We start from the raw sequence: 15,623 nt of genomic DNA, 5'->3' as shown, positions 1-15,623 counted from the left end.
TCTCCTTGATAGCTGGTGCAGACGACGTAACGCTCAGCCTCTCATCTGGCAATTTGTGCGGCAAGAGCAAGCTTTGTGGGCGCGCCTCACGAGCGTGGCCGAGAATTCCCGCGCCGCGAAAGTGATCGCGGAACGCAAGATTTCCGTCGGTCCGGCGTCATGGGTAACAACCCCTTAACCTGAGTCGGGGCAGCTTGGTGCGAAATGAAACGCTCTCGTGCCCACGAAGACGCTTGATGCCAGCTCGTATGCTTCTGGTCGATGACGACCCGATCACCCTGCGTCTGCTCGCAGGCATGATGCAATCCTTCGGCTATCTGTCGGAATCGGTTTCCGGCGGCCAAGCCGCCCTCGATCGCCTCAACGACACCACCTCGCCTCCGGTCGATGTCGTGATCCTCGACCTCGTCATGCCCGATGTCGACGGAATGATGGTGCTTGAGGAATTGAAGAAAAGGCCCGCGCCTCCGGCGGTCATCGTCCAGACGGCGCAAGGCGGCATCGATACTGCCGTCTCGGCGATGCGTGCCGGCGCCTTCGACTTCCTGGTCAAGCCGGCAGCTCCTGAACGCCTGCGCGTATCGATCTCCAACGCACTCAAACTCTCGGCGCTCCAGGGAGAGGTGCAGCGCCTGCGCCACCGGCGCGAAGAAACCGTCTCCTTCGACGACATGATCGCATCCGCGCCGGCGATGATGCGCACCATGGAGCTCGGCCAGCGTGCGGCACGTTCTACCATTTCCGTCCTCATCGAGGGCGAGGCCGGCACCGGCAAGGAATGGTTTGCGCACGCCATCCATGGCGAGAGTGCCCGCCGGGCGAGGCCCTTCGTCAGCGTCGATTGCGGCGCCGTCCCCGCCGACGATATCGAGGTCCTTCTCTTCGGCCGTCCCGCGACAGGCACGTCACCGGCCCTTCGCGGCCGCATCCACGAAGCTCAGGGCGGCACACTGCTTTTGCGGCAGATCGCGGATCTGCCGGCCAGTGTGCAGGCGCGCCTTGCCGCCGTTCTCGAGGAGGGCACCCTCCCCCTTCTCAGCGGCGAACGTGCGACGCGCTGCGACTTTCGCCTCATCGCCACGACCGACCGCAGGCTCGTCGACCGCGTGGCCGAGGGCGTCTTCCGCGAGGACCTGTTTTACCGGCTGAACGTCTTCCCGATCTGGCTGCCGCCACTGCGCGACCGTGTCGAGGATCTTCTCCCGCTCGCGGCCACCTTCCTCGCCCGCTTCGCCGCCGAAGAGGGCCGTCCCCGGCTCAAGGGCCTCGCACCAGAGACGGAAGCGCTTCTCGCCGCCTTCCACTGGCCCGACAATATTCGCCAGCTCGAAAACGCCGTCTACCGCGCCGTCATCCTGTGCGAGGGAGAGTTTCTGCGCCCTTGGGATTTCCCGCAGATCCAGACGGCTCTCGACGCCGGCGCCATCCCCGAACTGGTCAAAGCCTGGCAAAACGAAGGTGCAGCCGCAGCCCGCACACGAGCGTCCGGAACGGGCCATGTTGCACGCGCGCACCATCGCGAGAGGGAAACACCTGACAAGTCCTTTGCATCGGCTGACAAAATCTCGCCCCCCCTTTATGGTCTCCTGCATCTTCTGGATCGGGACGGTGAGATGCGGGCGCTCGATGCGCTCGAGGAGGCAGCTGTGCGCTTTGCCGTCGAGCATTACGGCGGCCGGATGAGCGAAGTGGCAAGGCGCCTGCACATTGGCCGCTCGACGCTTTATCGGAAGCTGAAAGACTACGGGATCGAGACGGCCGCCGCCGATGCGGCCTGAGGCGCAGGTTCGCCGAAGAATGACAAGCTGGAGAGTTTGATGCGGTTGAGAGGTACGGCGGTTTTCCTGGCGTTGATGGCGGCGACACCTGTCGCAGCGGCACCTGCCCTAACGGTTGCCACGATCGGCGTCGAAGACGCCGCCGAGACGTCGTCACCGGCCATCACCACAGAGGCCGCAGCGATCCGGGCCGCTCTCGCCCATCAGCCGCAATTTGCCGATCCTCGCGCCAAAGACATCGCCGCGGCGGTGCGCAGTTTCTACGAGGAGCGGTCTTTTGCGCCCGTGTGGATTCACAACGGCGAAGCGACAGCGCAGGCCCGTGCTCTGCTCGACCGCATGGCGCGGGCGGCCGAAGACGGTCTTGCTCCTTCCGACTACGAGGCGATCGAGCTGCCGCAAGACGCGCTCACCGATACCGACGTCATCGCGGCGAAGGATGTGGCACTCAGCGAGAACGCGGCCCGCTTCATCACGCATCTTGCGATCGGCCGGGTTCTGCCGAAATCGGTCGACAAGGAAGTCTATTACACCCCGGCACTGCCGGATCTCGGCGAAGCCCTGGCCAAGACGACCATGGCGAAGGATGTCGACGCCACGATCTCCGCCTTTGCGCCCCCGCATCCGCAATATCAGGCGTTGAAGGCGAAGCTCGCGAAACTGCGCGAAAGCGACGGCAAGCCTTTGCCGCACATCGCCGAGGGACCGACCCTGAAGGCCGGCCAGCGCGATCCGCGCGTCGTCACGTTGCGCGAGCGCCTTGGCATCGAGATCCCGGAAGCGCCGCAGAAAGCGGTGTTCGCCCCCGCCGCGGATATGCCGGAGCCGAAGACGACGGGCTCGCTGGCGCAGAGCGTTTCCTCCAGCAAGATGGATGAGGCCTCGAGGTCACAGCCCCCGGCAGGGTTCCTGGAGAAAGCGCACGATTACAGCGCCGATCTGAAGCTCGATCCGACGCCGGCTGCCTTTCGCGCCGGCAACGACGCGATGCTCTACGACGACACGGTCGTCGCCGCCGTCGAAGCCTTCCAGCGCGAAAACGGCCTTTCGGTCGACGGCATGGTCGGTCCGCAGACGCTTCAGACCCTGAACGGCGCGAGCCGCGAGAACCGCATCAAGACAGTCATCGTGAATATGGAGCGGTGGCGCTGGATGCCGCGCGAATTCAGCGACGACTATATCTTCGTCAATGTGCCGGAATTCATGGTCCGCGTTTACCGCGACGGTGCGCTCAACCACGAGGCGCGCGTCGTCGTCGGCCAGCGGGCGCATCCGACGCCGCTGTTCGGCGATCAGATGGACCATCTCATCCTCAATCCTTACTGGAACGTGCCGAACTCGATCGTCACCGCGGAAATGCTGCCCAAGATCCGACAGGATCCCTATGGATACTTCGCCTCGACCGGTTACCAGCTCCTCGCCGACATTCGCGGCAAGACGTACCGGCTCGATCCGACGCTGATCGACTGGTACGCGGTCGACACGCGGCAGCTTCGTATTCGCCAGCCGCCGGGCGACCGCAATGCGCTCGGCCGCATCAAGTTCATGTTCCCGAACCGTCATGCCGTCTACCTGCACGACACGCCCGCAAAGAGCCTGTTTACGCGATCCTCTAGGGCTTTTTCTCACGGCTGCGTGCGCGTGCAAGACCCGATGGCGTTTGCGGACGCCATTCTGGCCGACGATGACCAATGGAATTCCAAGCGGCTGAAAAGAATGTTTTCGAACCAGGAAGTGCGCATCAATCTGCAGCGGAAACTGCCGGTTTTTCTTGCGTACTTCACGATGATCCCAGAAGCGGACGGAAGCTTGAAGACCGTTCCCGACGTTTATGGCTATGACGAGAAGCTAGCTAAATTACTGAATCTGTAACCATGACATGGGCTGAGGCGAGAAAATGGCGCCTCAGTCGCATTTTCGCCATAGCTTTCCATTTTGTAATTGAGCGTTAAGCAAGAGAAGCGAGAATTCGCTCTCGTGCCTGGGGATGGGGAAGGGGCTTCCCTCAAGAGAAGGCGATCACGCTTGCTGATACCGGCCGAGTCCAAACTCTCGCGCCTGCGCGGCCCAATGATGTGCCTGACGCTGGCCTTCGCCCTCCTTCTCGGAGGTTCCGATCCGTCTCTTTCGCGTTCCGGCGACCGAACCCTAAAACTCTATTTCGCCCATACCGGCGAACACGGCGAGTTCACGTTCCGCCGCAATGGCCGCTACGACCAACGCGAGCTGAAGCGCCTCAACTACTTCCTGCGCGACTGGCGTGCCGACGAGCCGACCGATATGGATCCGCGCCTCTTCGACCTCGTCTGGGAGGTCTACCAAGAGGTCGGCGCGCAGAACCCGGTCACGGTCGTCTCCGCTTTCCGTTCCCTGAAGACCAACAATATGCTGCGCAAGCGCTCCTCCGGCGTCGCCAAGCGCAGCCAGCACACCGCCGGCAAGGCGATGGATTTCTTCATCCCGGGTGTGCCTCTCGAAAAACTCCGGAAAATCGCATTGAGGAAGCAGGTCGGCGGCGTCGGTTACTATCCGACCTCCGGCTCGCCTTTCGTGCATCTCGATGTCGGCAGCGTCCGCCACTGGCCGCGCATGACGCGCCAGCAGCTTCTGGCGCTCTTCCCGGACGGCAAGACGCTGCACATCCCATCCGACGGCAAGCCTTTGCCGGGCTACAAGATCGTGCTCGCCGAATATGGCCGCAGCGGCAAGAAGGAGACGCTCGGCAGCTCTCGCGGCTCCTCGAACCCGAACGAGAAGGCGACCGTCGTCGCCTGGCTGAAGAATGTGTTTGACGGCGACGAGGACGAGGGCGATCAGACCCGCCCGATGCGCTCCAAGACAGCTCCGGCGCGGGCCCTTGCCCCCGTCCAGACGGCACGCTCCGCACCTCAGGAAGTTCAGGTCGCAAGCGTAGCGCCGCAAGAGCTGTCGCCTCCGGAGATGCTGCCACGCGCCGCTCCTTCCGCCATCCGGGCGATCGCAGTTGCGACGCGGACCGAGACGGCGGATCCGACCGCATCTGCGGCACCCCAGATAGCCGAGCAGGACACTGTCGGTCTTCTCGCTTATGCGGCGATGGCGCAGGCCCGCCCGGACGGCCTGCCAGCCGTCATGCCTGAGACGGCACGCCTGGCGACGGCCGAGGATGCCAGCGAGTTGACGGCTCTTTATGAGCGCGCGCTTGCAGATGCCGACCCGGCCACCGCCGCCCCGCGCGATGCGCGGGCAACGGCCGGCCTCGTCCTGGCGAATGCCGTGATGGCCCCGTCGAATATGGCGAAAGAAATCAGTCTGCCGGCAGCCCGTCCGATCGTGACGGCCTCGCTCGGCGCCGAGCCGCAGGGTTTTGATGCCATTGACGCCGCTGCGGGTCTCGCCGGATCGAAAACCGGGATCGCCTCCGAAGAGGAAGCGACGCTCGCCTATGCCTCTCCCCAGGAGCGCCTCGCCCAGGAACGCCTCGACACACCAGCCGCGCTCGAAGAAGCCGCCGGCCTCGCCATTCCGCAGGAGACCCCGCTGAGCCTCGCAGCCGCAGTCGAGATGACGGCGCCGTCGGCACCGGCCGCTCGCCTCATCACCCAAAGGCCCGATTCCGGCGATCTGTCACGGCTGATGGGCAAGGATACGACGCGGACCTTCATCTTCGCCCTGTTGCAGGCCCCGCGGCCCTCCGGCGCGGTCGAGTTCTTCGCCATTCCGGTGAATGAGGGCGTCGCCCGGGCCATCAGCAAGGCAGAGCAGCTGCGCACCGATCGCTTCGCCACGAAGGACGACCTCGCCTTCATCGACGAACCCGACCAGGTCTATCTTCTCGTCGCGTCGCTGGACTGACGCAGATCCCAGAGATCATTCACCAGAGATCACTCAGCGGTGTCCGCGCTCAAGAATGAGCGCCGACCCATCCGCTCACGTGGCGGGCGCCGCCGCTGCGCTCGCAAGCCCTTCGCCGAGGTAGCGATCGAGCGCCTCCCGATCCTCCGCCGAAACGTGCAGACAGAGCTTTGAACGGCGGTTGAGGATATCCTCCGCACTCACCGCGAACTCCGCACGGCGGAGATACTCGACCTCCTTCTGATAGAGGTCGGCGCCGAAATGCCGTCCGAGATCGGCGGGCGATGACACCCCTTCCAGGATCTCGAACGTCTTCGTGCCATAGGCGCGCACAAGCCGGGCGATCAGCGGACGCGGCAGACCCGGATGCTGGCCGGCCACTTTCTCTTCGAGCGCGGCGAGACCGTCGATCGGAAAATCGCCGCCCGGCAGAGGCGCATCGGCGGTCCAGGGCTTGCCCCGCTTTTCGTTGAGCGCCGCCTCGATGCGCAGAAGAACCGTCTCGGCAAGACGCCGGTAGGTGGTCAGCTTGCCACCCAGAACGTTGACGAGCGCCGCTCGGCCATCGCCATCGTCGACCTTGATGACGTAGTCGCGGGTCGCTGCCTGTGCCGACCCGCTGCCTTCGTCGACGAGCGGACGGACACCGGAAAACGACCAGACCACCTCGTCCGGGCGCACCGTGCGGCGGAAATAGGCGCTGATCGCCTCGCACAGATAGCTGGTCTCTTCGGGCGTGATGCGGACTTTGGCGGGATCGCCGTCGTAATCGCGATCGGTCGTGCCGATCAGCGTGAACTCCCCTTCATAAGGGATGGCGAAGACGATGCGCCCGTCGGCATTCTGGAAGATATAGGCGCGGTCGTGCGCGTAGAGTTTCGGCACGACAATGTGACTGCCCTGCACGAGACGCATGGGCTGCTGCTTCGCACCCGCGGCCGTCTCCAGGACATCATCGACCCAGGGACCGGCCGCATTGACCACGAGCCGGGCGCGAACTTCGCTTTCCTCGCCATCCGACGTGCGAAGAATGGCTTTCCAGCCGCCCTCGACGCTCTCCAGCTTGACGACCTTGGTCCGCGTTTCGATCGTCGCGCCCCGGTCACGGGCATCGCAGGCGTTGAGCGTCACAAGCCGCGCATCGTCGACCGCGCAGTCGGAATATTCGAAGCCGCGCCGATAATCGCCGGCAAGCGGCTCACCGGCCGGGTCGTGCCTGAGATCGAGCGTCTTCGTCGGCGGCAGATTCTTGCGCCCGCCCAGATGGTCATAAAGGAAAAGTCCGAGCCGCAGAAACCAGGCTGGGCGCAACCCGCGATGATGCGGCAACACGAAACGCAAGGGATGGATGATGTGCGGCGCGATCGCCCACAACCTCTCCCGCTCCATCAGCGCTTCGCGCACCAGACGGAACTCGTAATATTCGAGATAGCGCAGACCGCCGTGAATGAGCTTCGTCGACCACGACGAGGTGCCGCTGGCGAGATCGTTCATCTCGCATAAGAGAACCGACCAGCCACGCCCGACCGCATCCCGCGCAATGCCGCATCCGTTGACGCCGCCTCCGATAACAAGAATGTCGTAGCTCGGCGTCATGATAGAGGCTCCTGCGGGAGGCAAAGAAAGGGGCGGGAAAGAAAGGTCGATCGCGCCCGTCTCGCCTCGCAAGGCTCACACACGGGCGCGGCGCAATCCTCGTTCATCGGACGGGTCAGGCGGCCTCATCGTCGTCGAGCGCCGCCGGCGCCATGCCGAGCGCATGCATATAAAGGTCGAGGATCGCCTCCTGCTCCTGCCGCTCCGCGACATCCTGCTTCCGGAGGCGCACGACCTGGCGCATCACCTTGGTGTCGAAGCCGTTCGATTTGGCCTCCGCATAGACCTCGCGGATATCCTCAGACAGGGTCTTCTTCTCTTCCTCCAGCCGCTCGATACGTTCGATGAAGGCGCGCAGCTGGCCGGCGGCCACCCCGCCCGGTCCGGATGACTCTTCGGCCATGATTTTCTCCTGAGATTCAAGTTCTTGGGTTTCGCGTGCAGGTGATGCCCGCTTCGGTCAATGCCGGAAAGACCTCATCCACGTTTTCCACGCGGCGGGCCGGCCTGCCCTTAATGCTGTGGCTTGTTCTTCTCGAAATCGGCTTGCTGGTCGGCGTTCGCAGGCGTCTGGTGACGGCTCTTCCACTCCTCGTACGGCATGCCGTAGACGATCTCGCGGCTTTCGGCCTTGCTGAGCGCAAGGCCCCTCTCCTCCGCCGCCTCCTGATACCAGTTCGACAGGCAGTTGCGGCAAAAGCCGGCCAGATTCATGAGGTCGATATTCTGCACGTCGCTGCGTGCGCGCAGATGCTCGACAAGCCGGCGAAAGACAGCCGCCTCGATCTCGCTTCGCTCCCTATCTTCGCTCACTGTCTCTCCTTTCACGCTTGCGCATCGGCATGCGAGCCGTAATGGCGGATCTCGTAGAGCTCCTCATTGGCGAGAAGTGGGCGCAGGAGCGCTTCCAGGCGCTCGGCCCATTCCGCGATGCCGGAAGCGGTGGAGATAAGGTCGTTGCGGACTTCGACGAGGGCATGCGCGAGGCCGCGCAACGTGCCGTGTCGGTAAAGCGTGTCGCCGGCGAGAGCCCCCGTGTAAGGCTCGTTGTCGCCGATCCTGAGACCATGCTCGCCCCTCAGCGCCTCCAAAAGCGGCAGCGGCAGGCGGGGATCCTTGTCCCACAGAATTCCTGCATGCCAGGGCCGCCGCGTTCCCTTCCAATCCGGCGTGAACGAATGCACCGAAAAGATGACCGGCGGACGCCCCGCCTCGATCATCTGATCGATCGTCTCCGACACTTTGCGATGGTACGGCCGATAGAAGCGCTCAAGACGCCGCGCGCGCTCATCGCCTCCGATGCGGGCATTGCCGGGCACCACCGCCCCGTCGGAAATCCGCATGACGAGGGTCGGATCGTCCTCGCCGCGATTGGGGTCGATCAGCAATCTGGAGAATTGCGTGAGAACCGCCGGTGCATCCAGACGTTCGGCGAGCTCCTCGCTCAACGCACCGGCACCGATATCGTAGGCGATATGGCGTTCAAGCTCCGCTGCCGGCATGCCGAGATCGCGGTATTCCGGGGGTATGCGCCGCGTGGCGTGATCGCAGAGGATCAGAAGTCCGCCACCCGGATCACCCGGGACAACCTTGTAGGAATCGGCAGGCGCGGTCTCGGTCACGGCCCGCGCCGCATTCGTATCGTTCATCTGTCCGTGTGAAGCAGTTTCGCAAGGGGCCCGGCCATGTTAGGCCCTGCCATCCATAACGCCGCCCGGCTTCGAGGCCAAGGCGTGCCGGAGATTGTCTTGAGCGAAGCTGGTGAACGTAGCGGTCTCGTGACCGCAATGCCGGATATCATCCCGATGTCCGCGCTGGTGCTCGGCGCCTTTGCCATGGGCGCCTCCCCGATCTTTGTCCGTTTTGCCGAAGTCGGCCCTTTGACGAGCGCCTTTTGGCGCGTCGCACTTGCCCTGCCGCTCTTGTGGATCTGGGCGAGGCTCGAAACCCCGTCCGGCCGCACCGCACCCTCCTGGCGGCCCGTCGCCGGATCGCTGGCACTGGCCGGCATCTTCTTTGCCGGTGACCTCACCTTCTGGCATCTCGCCGTTCTCAACACGACGGTCGCCAACGCCACCTTCATGGCGACGCTCGCGCCGGTCTGGGTGGCGCTCGGGTCCGGCCTCTTCCTGGGCGAGCCGGTCGACCGCCGGCTTGTCGTCGGATTGGGCCTGTGTCTCCTCGGCGGCGGTTTCCTTATCGGCGAGAGCCTCTCCGTCTCGCCGGAAAATCTCGCCGGCGATATCTACGGCCTCATCACCTCGCTCTTTTTCGGCGGCTATTTCATCGCCGTGCGCCGTGCGCGGCGGGTCCTCGGCGGCGGCCGGACGCTGTTTCTTTCCTCCATCGTCACCGCCGCCGTTCTCGCCGTAGAAGCCGTCTCGATGGAAACGCAGCTTTGGCCGCAAAGCGGTGCCGCGGTCGGGGCCCTCTTATCGCTTGCCATCATCAGCCATTCCGGCGGCCAGGGCCTTCTCGCCTTCGCCCTCGGCCATCTGCCGGCCGCCTTCTCGGCACTGGTGATCTTCCTGGAGGGTGTTGCCGCGGCTCTCCTCGGCTATCTCGTCTTCAACGAATCGCTCGGCGCCCTCCAGGCGGTCGGTGCGGCCGCGATCTTCGCCGGTGTCATCTTTGCGCGGCCCCGCACGCATCGCCCCGTCACCAAGCCGCTCTGAGTGCTCCCCACACGGCCATCTGCCCAAAATCTCGCCGTTCCAGCAACGACTTTGCCGCACCACCTCGTTGACAAGCCGCGCTCACTGCGCAAAACCCGCGCTGGGGCAGCCGAGAATGTGAGAACGTCGAGAGACCTTATGACGCCAGTACGTCTCGGGCTGATGGTCACCACCCTAGCCGCCTTCCTCGCCGCGACAGCCGGAACCGCCCTGGCAGACCTCCGGTTGTGCAACAAGACCTCGAGCCGCGTCGGGGTTGCAATCGGCTACAAGGGAGCCGACGACTGGCAGACGGAAGGTTGGTGGAACATTGATCCCGGCGTATGCGAAACGCTTCTCGCCGGGGCCCTGTCAGCCCGCTACTATTACATTTACGCCGTCGACTACGACCGCGGTGGCGAATGGGGCGGCAAGGCCTTCATGTGCACGCGGGACAAGGAATTCACCATCACCAGTGTCGGCGACTGCGTCGCCCGCGGCTTCCAAAGAACGGGCTTTTTCGAGGTCGACACCGGCGAACAGGCAAGCTGGACAGTACAATTGACAGAACAGACGAGCGGGGGCGTGGATAGCCAATGAGACGCAATCGCAAGGTCAAGATCCTGGCAACTCTGGGTCCTGCCTCGAACACCGCTGAGACGATCAGCGCGCTCTTCGTGGCCGGAGCGGATATTTTCCGCATCAATATGAGCCACGCCACCCATGAGGAAATGCGCCGCCTGGTGCGCCTCATCCGCAATGTGGAGGCCGAGCACGGTCGCCCGATCGGCATTCTCGTAGACCTGCAGGGTCCAAAGCTCAGGATCGGTGAGTTCGCGGAAGGCCGCATCCCGCTCGAAATCGGTCAGAAGCTCATCCTCGACAGCGACCCGACGCCTGGCGACAAGAATCGTGTGCAGCTGCCGCATCGCGACGTGATGGAATCCCTGCGCCCCGGCGCCCGTGTTCTCCTCGATGACGGCCGCGTCCAGCTGCGCGTCATCAAGAACGCGCCGGACCAGGCGGAAACCGAGGTGATCGCCGGCTCGCAGCTTTCCAACCGCAAGGGCGTCAGCCTGCCGGACACGACGCTCAAGACCTCGGCCCTCACCCCGAAGGATCGGCGCGATCTCGAAGCCGCGCTCGAAGAACCCATTGATTGGGTCGCGATGTCCTTCATTCAGCGCCCGGACGACATCGCCGAAGTGCGCAAGCTGGCGCGCGGGCGCGTCGGCGTGCTCGCCAAGATCGAAAAACCCCAGGCCGTCGAACAGCTCGATGAGATCATCGAGCTCGCCGATGCCATCATGGTGGCGCGCGGCGATCTCGGCGTCGAAATCCCGCTCGAGCAGGTGCCGGGCATTCAAAAGCGCATCACGCGGGCCGGCCGGGCCGCCGGCAAGCCGGTCGTCGTGGCGACGCAGATGCTGGAATCGATGATCGGCGCGGCGACCCCGACGCGCGCCGAGGTGTCGGACGTGGCCGGCGCCGTCTTCGAAGGGGCCGATGCCGTCATGCTGTCGGCCGAATCGGCATCCGGCGAGCATCCCGTCGATGCCGTGCGCGTGATGAATTCCATCGCGGAAGCGGTCGAGCGCGATCAATATTATCCGATGATCATCAATGCCCAGCGGGCCGAACCGCTGGCAACCGGCGCCGATGCCATTACGGCCGCAGCGCGCCAGATCGCCGAAACCCTGTCGCTTGCGGCCATCGTCTGCTTCACATCGTCGGGTTCGACGAGCATGCGTGCCTCGCGCGAGCGGCCGACCGTGCCGATCCTCGCTCTGTCGCCCGTACGCGAAACGGCACGTCGGCTCTCCCTCGTCTGGGGACTGCATTGCGTCGTCAGCGACGACGTCATGAACATCGACGAAATGGTCGACCGCGCCTGCTCCGTTGCCCACAACGAGGGCTTCGCGGCACCTGGAGAACGGATCATCACGACGGCCGGCGTCCCGTTCGGCACGCCGGGGTCGACCAATCTCCTCCGGCTCGCCTTCGTCAGCCCGGACGGTCATTCAGGGATGTAAGGCCGGCCTCTGGCCGGCATCTGAAAAGCGAAAAGGCGCCGAGCCCCTCGGCGCCTCACCTGCTGCGGCGAACACTTGGCACACCAGACGCTCTGTCAGGAGACGTCTGCCAAGAGACGCCGAACCAGAACGCCCGGCCAGCGATCAGATCTCCTGGCCCGCCTGTTCCTTTTCCAGCTCTTCGAGCGCCTCGCGCGCTTCCGTCAATTGGGGATGGATGGCAAGAGCCGCCTTGAACGCGGCGATCGCCTCGTCCTTCTCGTCGAGCTCGCGCAAGATCATACCGAGCCCGACGAGCGCCCCGAAATGGCGCGGCTCGATCTGCAGCGTGCGCTCGATATCGGCGATCGACTTGCCGTATTCCTTCTGCGCGAAATGCGCGGTCGCCCGCTTGTTCCAGCCTTCGGCAAAACCTGGATCGAGAATCACGACCCGGTCGAGCACGTCGAGAGCGGCGCCCCATTCCTCGCCGTTCATCGCCCGGCTCGCCCAGCCCATGAACAGATCGATCGTGTCGCTGTCGGATTCGCGGAAACGGCGCAGCAGCTCGCTCTCCGCCGGCTTGGCGGAGGCCTCGTTCGGCGCGACCTTGAGCATCTCGAAGAGGTCATCTTGCGAGAGATCGCGCAGCGACGGCGCCTCATGGCGCATGATGGATGACGGATGGCCCCCAGAAGGATCGTCAGGGGATGGGTTGGCCCGAGGCAGCTCCTGCGCCCCGCCCTGAGACGGGATCGTGAGAGCGGCAAGGAGCGCGGCACAGCCGGCGCTCAGGCACAAAAGTTTCCTCATGCCGGAAAGCTAGAGCCTGCCGACATCGGCGTCAAAGGGGGAAATGCAACAAGAGGGCCGCGCAAAGACGGCCACCGGAAGGGTTCAGCCCTGGCGGACTTTGAACTTCTTCTGCGTCTTGTTGATGATGTAGATGCGTCCCTTGCGACGAACCATGCGGTTCTCGCGGTGACGGTTCTTCAGCGTCTTCAGCGAATTGCGAATTTTCATTGATCTCTCGCAGCGCCCTTCAGGCGCGCGCCCGTGCTCGTTTTCGGCGGTGAGATAGGCGCGGGCAGCGCCTTTTGTCAATCCGCAGAGGGAGAATCTGCGCTTTGTCGGCATGACGCGCGCCTCCCCGCCACCTATGCTCGCTCTCTTTGGGACGATCCCAGCAAAATACCAGGAGAACCGGGATGCCTTCACCCATTCTGTCGTGGCAGGTCTGGGCACTTCTTGCCGCCGTCTTCGCCGCCCTGACGGCGATCTTCGCCAAAATCGGCGTGGAAAACGTCAACTCCGATCTCGCCACCTTCATCCGCACGGTGGTCATCCTGGTGGCTCTGGGCGGGATCCTCATAGCCCTCGGCGAATTCCGCGGGCTGCCGGAGATCCCGGCGCGCAGCTACGCCTTTCTCATTCTCTCGGGCCTCGCCACCGGCGCGTCCTGGCTCTGCTATTTCCGCGCGCTCCAGCTCGGAAACGCCTCGCAGGTGGCGCCGATCGACAAATTGAGCGTGCTTCTGGTCGCCATCTTCGGCGTCACCTTCCTCGGAGAGAAACTGAGCGCGCTCAACTGGCTCGGGATCGCCGCCATTGCCGGCGGCACCTTCCTCGTCGCCTATCGCGCCTGAAGCTCGCTGCGGCCGCGGATGAGCGCACCGAACAACTCCTCGTCGCCGATCACGCCTTTGACGCCGTCGTCACCGACGACGACGAAATCTCCCCGATGCATCAGCCGCGCATCGATCAGATCGCGCAACCCGGTCTCGCGGCCGACCCGCACCAGGCTTCCGGGCGCCAGAGAACCGGAGCGGAGATTTTGCAGATCGATGAGCGGCAGCGTCTCACCGTTGCGCACGATCCCATCCGAGACGAGTTCGTAGCTCTCGGCGCCGCCGTTCTCGGCTCGTGCCCCCTCGCCCGTGGTCGTCGACCCCTCTCCGTTCACCCGCAGAGGCCGCATCACCTCCTGCGCCCGCAGGACGTTGAGCGGGTTCATATGCGAGACGAAGGCGCGCACATACTCGCTCGCCGGCGACAGCACGATTTCCTGCGGCGTGCCGACCTGGACGATGATGCCGCCTTCCATGATGGCGATGCGGTTGCCGAGCTTCAAAGCCTCGTCGAGATCGTGACTGACGAAGATGATGGTGCGCTGAAGCCGCCGCTGCAGATCGAGAAGCTCGTCCTGCAGGCGGTCGCGGATCAGAGGATCGAGTGCCGAAAACGGCTCGTCCATGAGAAGGATCGGCGCATCGTTGGCGAGCGCACGGGCAAGCCCGACGCGCTGCTGCATGCCGCCGGACAATTCCTCCACGCGTTTGTCGCCCCAGCCGCCGAGGCCGACGAGCTCGAGCTGGCGTTCCACGTCCTTGCGCCGACGGCGTCGCCCGACATGTGAGAGTTCGAGCCCGAGCGCCACGTTTTCGCGCACCGTCCGCCACGGCAGCAGCGCGAATTGCTGGAACACCATGGAGACGCGGTTGCGCCTGAGTTTGCGCAATTGCCGCGTCCCGCAGGAATGCACCGGCACGTCGCTCTCGCCGTTATGCACGAAGACCTCGCCGCGCGTCACCGGATTGAGACCGTTGACGGCGCGCAGCAGCGTCGACTTGCCGGAGCCGGAAAGCCCCATCAGCACCACGACCTCGCCGTCATAGACGTCGAGGTCGGCATTCTTGACGCCGACGATCTGATTGGTCTCGTCCTGGATCTCGGCGCGGCTCTTGCCGGCATCGATCAAGGGCAGCGCTTTCGCCGGATGATCGCCGAAGACGATATCGACGCCTTTGAAGCGGACGACCGGCTGGCGTGAGGATCTCCCGCTCATGCCTTTTTGTCCGTCTGGCCGCGGCACAGGCGATCGAGGATGATGGCGACGAGGACGATCGCCACGCCCACCTCGAAGCCGCGGGCGATATTGACCTGATTGAGCGCTCGCAGCGTCGGCACGCCGAGCCCGTCGGCACCGACCAGGGCGGCGATCACCACCATGGAGAGCGACAGCATGATCGTCTGCGTGAGCCCCGCCATGATCTGCGGCAGGGCATAGGGAAGCTCCACCTTGAAGAGCCGCTGCCAGGAGGTGGCCCCGAAGGAATCGGCCGCCTCGATCAAAGGCCGCGGCGTCGAAACGATACCGAGCTGGGTGAGGCGGATGGGTGCCGGAATGGCGAAGACGACCGTTGCGATCAGCCCCGGCACCATGCCGAGCCCAAAGAGAATGAGCGCCGGGATGAGATAGACGAAGGTCGGGATCGTCTGCATCAGATCGAGGATCGGCCGCAGCCCCTGCATCAGCCAGGGCCGTCGCGCGGCCGCGATGCCGATCGGCACGCCGATCACCATGCAGATGATGGCGGAGGACAGAACGAGAGCGAGCGTTTCCGTCGTCTCTTCCCAATAGCCCTGATTGACGATGAGAAGGAGACCCGCCGCCACGAAGATCGCAAAAGCCAGCGAGCGCCTCAGGAGAAAAGCCAGCACCGCGGTGAACGCGATGACCGCAAACGCCGGTGGCTTTTGCAGGAGAAACAGGATCGCGTCGATCACATAGCTGAGGGCAAAGGAGATGCTATCGAAGAAGCCGGAGGCGTTGGCTGTCAGCCAGTCGACGCCGTCGCGCGCCAATGCGCCGATCGGCAGTTTGTGCTCTGTCAGCCACTCCATACGCTCTTCGTTCCCCCTTGCTTCACCGCGCGAAACAGCAGCGGCCATGGGGGCGCAAGAAACCA

The 15,623-nt window shown here is 64.3% G+C and carries 15 protein-coding genes; 7 read left to right on the top strand and 8 right to left on the bottom strand.

Features of this window, described 5'->3' with window-relative positions:
- Nucleotides 1-236 precede the first annotated feature (236 nt).
- The 3 genes from ACK8CP_RS19325 to ACK8CP_RS19315 all read left to right on the top strand — a co-directional run bounded on the left by ACK8CP_RS19325 (nt 237) and on the right by ACK8CP_RS19315 (nt 5,612).
- Nucleotides 237-1,778 (top strand): sigma-54-dependent transcriptional regulator, encoded by a 1,542-nt coding sequence (locus ACK8CP_RS19325; protein WP_414832883.1) that lies wholly within the window; start codon nt 237-239, stop codon nt 1,776-1,778.
- A 39-nt stretch (nt 1,779-1,817) separates the two neighbouring features.
- The gene (locus tag ACK8CP_RS19320; protein ID WP_414832882.1) at nt 1,818-3,650 is read left to right on the top strand and encodes a L,D-transpeptidase family protein; all 1,833 of its coding nucleotides are present in this window, start codon (nt 1,818-1,820) and stop codon (nt 3,648-3,650) included.
- A gap of 153 nt (nt 3,651-3,803) precedes the next feature.
- On the top strand, nt 3,804-5,612 hold the full coding sequence (locus ACK8CP_RS19315; protein ID WP_414832881.1) for a DUF882 domain-containing protein: 1,809 nt from the start codon (nt 3,804-3,806) through the stop codon (nt 5,610-5,612).
- 75 nt (nt 5,613-5,687) lie between these two features.
- On the opposite strand, the gene glpD is transcribed toward ACK8CP_RS19315, so the two are convergent.
- From glpD to ACK8CP_RS19295, 4 genes are all read right to left on the bottom strand, one after another.
- On the bottom strand, nt 5,688-7,208 hold the full coding sequence (gene glpD / locus ACK8CP_RS19310) for a glycerol-3-phosphate dehydrogenase (protein WP_414832880.1): 1,521 nt from the start codon (nt 7,206-7,208) through the stop codon (nt 5,688-5,690).
- A gap of 115 nt (nt 7,209-7,323) precedes the next feature.
- Nucleotides 7,324-7,611, bottom strand: a complete 288-nt coding sequence (locus ACK8CP_RS19305) for a DUF2312 domain-containing protein (protein WP_128291045.1) — start codon at nt 7,609-7,611, stop codon at nt 7,324-7,326.
- Nucleotides 7,612-7,721: 110 nt separating this feature from the next.
- Complete coding sequence (locus ACK8CP_RS19300) at nt 7,722-8,021, bottom strand: DUF1244 domain-containing protein (protein ID WP_128291044.1); 300 nt, start codon at nt 8,019-8,021, stop codon at nt 7,722-7,724.
- 11 nt (nt 8,022-8,032) lie between these two features.
- On the bottom strand, nt 8,033-8,857 hold the full coding sequence (locus ACK8CP_RS19295; RefSeq protein ID WP_414832879.1) for an N-formylglutamate amidohydrolase: 825 nt from the start codon (nt 8,855-8,857) through the stop codon (nt 8,033-8,035).
- Nucleotides 8,858-8,956: 99 nt separating this feature from the next.
- On the opposite strand from ACK8CP_RS19295, the gene ACK8CP_RS19290 reads away from it, so the two are divergent.
- From ACK8CP_RS19290 to pyk, 3 genes are all read left to right on the top strand, one after another.
- Nucleotides 8,957-9,883: a DMT family transporter gene (locus ACK8CP_RS19290; RefSeq protein ID WP_414832878.1), complete on the top strand. Its 927-nt coding sequence runs from the start codon at nt 8,957-8,959 to the stop codon at nt 9,881-9,883.
- A gap of 162 nt (nt 9,884-10,045) precedes the next feature.
- Nucleotides 10,046-10,462 carry a DUF1036 domain-containing protein gene (locus ACK8CP_RS19285; RefSeq protein WP_244514634.1) on the top strand — a complete coding sequence of 139 codons (417 nt, stop codon included), beginning with the start codon at nt 10,046-10,048 and terminating at the stop codon, nt 10,460-10,462.
- The gene (pyk, locus tag ACK8CP_RS19280) at nt 10,459-11,895 is read left to right on the top strand and encodes a pyruvate kinase (RefSeq protein ID WP_414832877.1); all 1,437 of its coding nucleotides are present in this window, start codon (nt 10,459-10,461) and stop codon (nt 11,893-11,895) included. Before ACK8CP_RS19285 ends, pyk begins: the two co-directional genes overlap by 4 nt.
- A gap of 144 nt (nt 11,896-12,039) precedes the next feature.
- Here the strand turns inward: pyk and ACK8CP_RS19275 are convergent, their stop codons facing one another.
- Together ACK8CP_RS19275 and ykgO are read right to left on the bottom strand one after the other, a co-directional pair.
- The gene (locus ACK8CP_RS19275; RefSeq protein ID WP_414832876.1) at nt 12,040-12,687 is read right to left on the bottom strand and encodes a tetratricopeptide repeat protein; all 648 of its coding nucleotides are present in this window, start codon (nt 12,685-12,687) and stop codon (nt 12,040-12,042) included.
- Between the two features lie 84 nt (nt 12,688-12,771).
- Nucleotides 12,772-12,897 carry a type B 50S ribosomal protein L36 gene (gene ykgO / locus ACK8CP_RS19270; RefSeq protein WP_092815928.1) on the bottom strand — a complete coding sequence of 42 codons (126 nt, stop codon included), beginning with the start codon at nt 12,895-12,897 and terminating at the stop codon, nt 12,772-12,774.
- 185 nt (nt 12,898-13,082) lie between these two features.
- On the opposite strand from ykgO, the gene ACK8CP_RS19265 reads away from it, so the two are divergent.
- Complete coding sequence (locus ACK8CP_RS19265; protein WP_414832875.1) at nt 13,083-13,520, top strand: EamA family transporter; 438 nt, start codon at nt 13,083-13,085, stop codon at nt 13,518-13,520.
- On the opposite strand, the gene choV is transcribed toward ACK8CP_RS19265, so the two are convergent.
- Together choV and choW are read right to left on the bottom strand one after the other, a co-directional pair.
- Complete coding sequence (choV, locus tag ACK8CP_RS19260; RefSeq protein WP_414832874.1) at nt 13,508-14,719, bottom strand: choline ABC transporter ATP-binding protein; 1,212 nt, start codon at nt 14,717-14,719, stop codon at nt 13,508-13,510. The two genes, ACK8CP_RS19265 and choV, sit on opposite strands and share 13 nt — an antisense overlap.
- Entirely contained in the window at nt 14,716-15,558 is an 843-nt protein-coding gene (gene choW, locus ACK8CP_RS19255; protein WP_128291038.1) for a choline ABC transporter permease subunit, read from the bottom strand. Before choW ends, choV begins: the two co-directional genes overlap by 4 nt.
- Nucleotides 15,559-15,623 lie beyond the last annotated feature (65 nt).

The organism is Afifella sp. YEN Y35 (assembly GCF_047553465.1).
Classification (GTDB): Bacteria; Pseudomonadota; Alphaproteobacteria; order Rhizobiales; family Afifellaceae; genus Afifella; species Afifella aestuarii.
Note: the sequence above shows the minus strand (reverse complement) of the source record. Positions and strands in the feature narration are given on the sequence as shown.

Excerpts from the sequence above, each read along its gene's own strand:
- ACK8CP_RS19325 (WP_414832883.1), top strand. The coding sequence starts at position 237 with ATGCCAGCTCGTATGCTTCTGGTCGATGACGACCCGATCACCCTGCGT.
- ACK8CP_RS19320 (WP_414832882.1), top strand. The coding sequence starts at position 1,818 with ATGCGGTTGAGAGGTACGGCGGTTTTCCTGGCGTTGATGGCGGCGACA.
- glpD (WP_414832880.1), bottom strand. The coding sequence starts at position 7,208 with ATGACGCCGAGCTACGACATTCTTGTTATCGGAGGCGGCGTCAACGGA.
- ACK8CP_RS19305 (WP_128291045.1), bottom strand. The coding sequence starts at position 7,611 with ATGGCCGAAGAGTCATCCGGACCGGGCGGGGTGGCCGCCGGCCAGCTG.
- ACK8CP_RS19295 (WP_414832879.1), bottom strand. The coding sequence starts at position 8,857 with ATGAACGATACGAATGCGGCGCGGGCCGTGACCGAGACCGCGCCTGCC.
- ACK8CP_RS19285 (WP_244514634.1), top strand. The coding sequence starts at position 10,046 with ATGGTCACCACCCTAGCCGCCTTCCTCGCCGCGACAGCCGGAACCGCC.
- pyk (WP_414832877.1), top strand. The coding sequence starts at position 10,459 with ATGAGACGCAATCGCAAGGTCAAGATCCTGGCAACTCTGGGTCCTGCC.
- ACK8CP_RS19275 (WP_414832876.1), bottom strand. The coding sequence starts at position 12,687 with ATGAGGAAACTTTTGTGCCTGAGCGCCGGCTGTGCCGCGCTCCTTGCC.
- ykgO (WP_092815928.1), bottom strand. The coding sequence starts at position 12,897 with ATGAAAATTCGCAATTCGCTGAAGACGCTGAAGAACCGTCACCGCGAG.
- ACK8CP_RS19265 (WP_414832875.1), top strand. The coding sequence starts at position 13,083 with ATGCCTTCACCCATTCTGTCGTGGCAGGTCTGGGCACTTCTTGCCGCC.
- choV (WP_414832874.1), bottom strand. The coding sequence starts at position 14,719 with ATGAGCGGGAGATCCTCACGCCAGCCGGTCGTCCGCTTCAAAGGCGTC.
- choW (WP_128291038.1), bottom strand. The coding sequence starts at position 15,558 with ATGGAGTGGCTGACAGAGCACAAACTGCCGATCGGCGCATTGGCGCGC.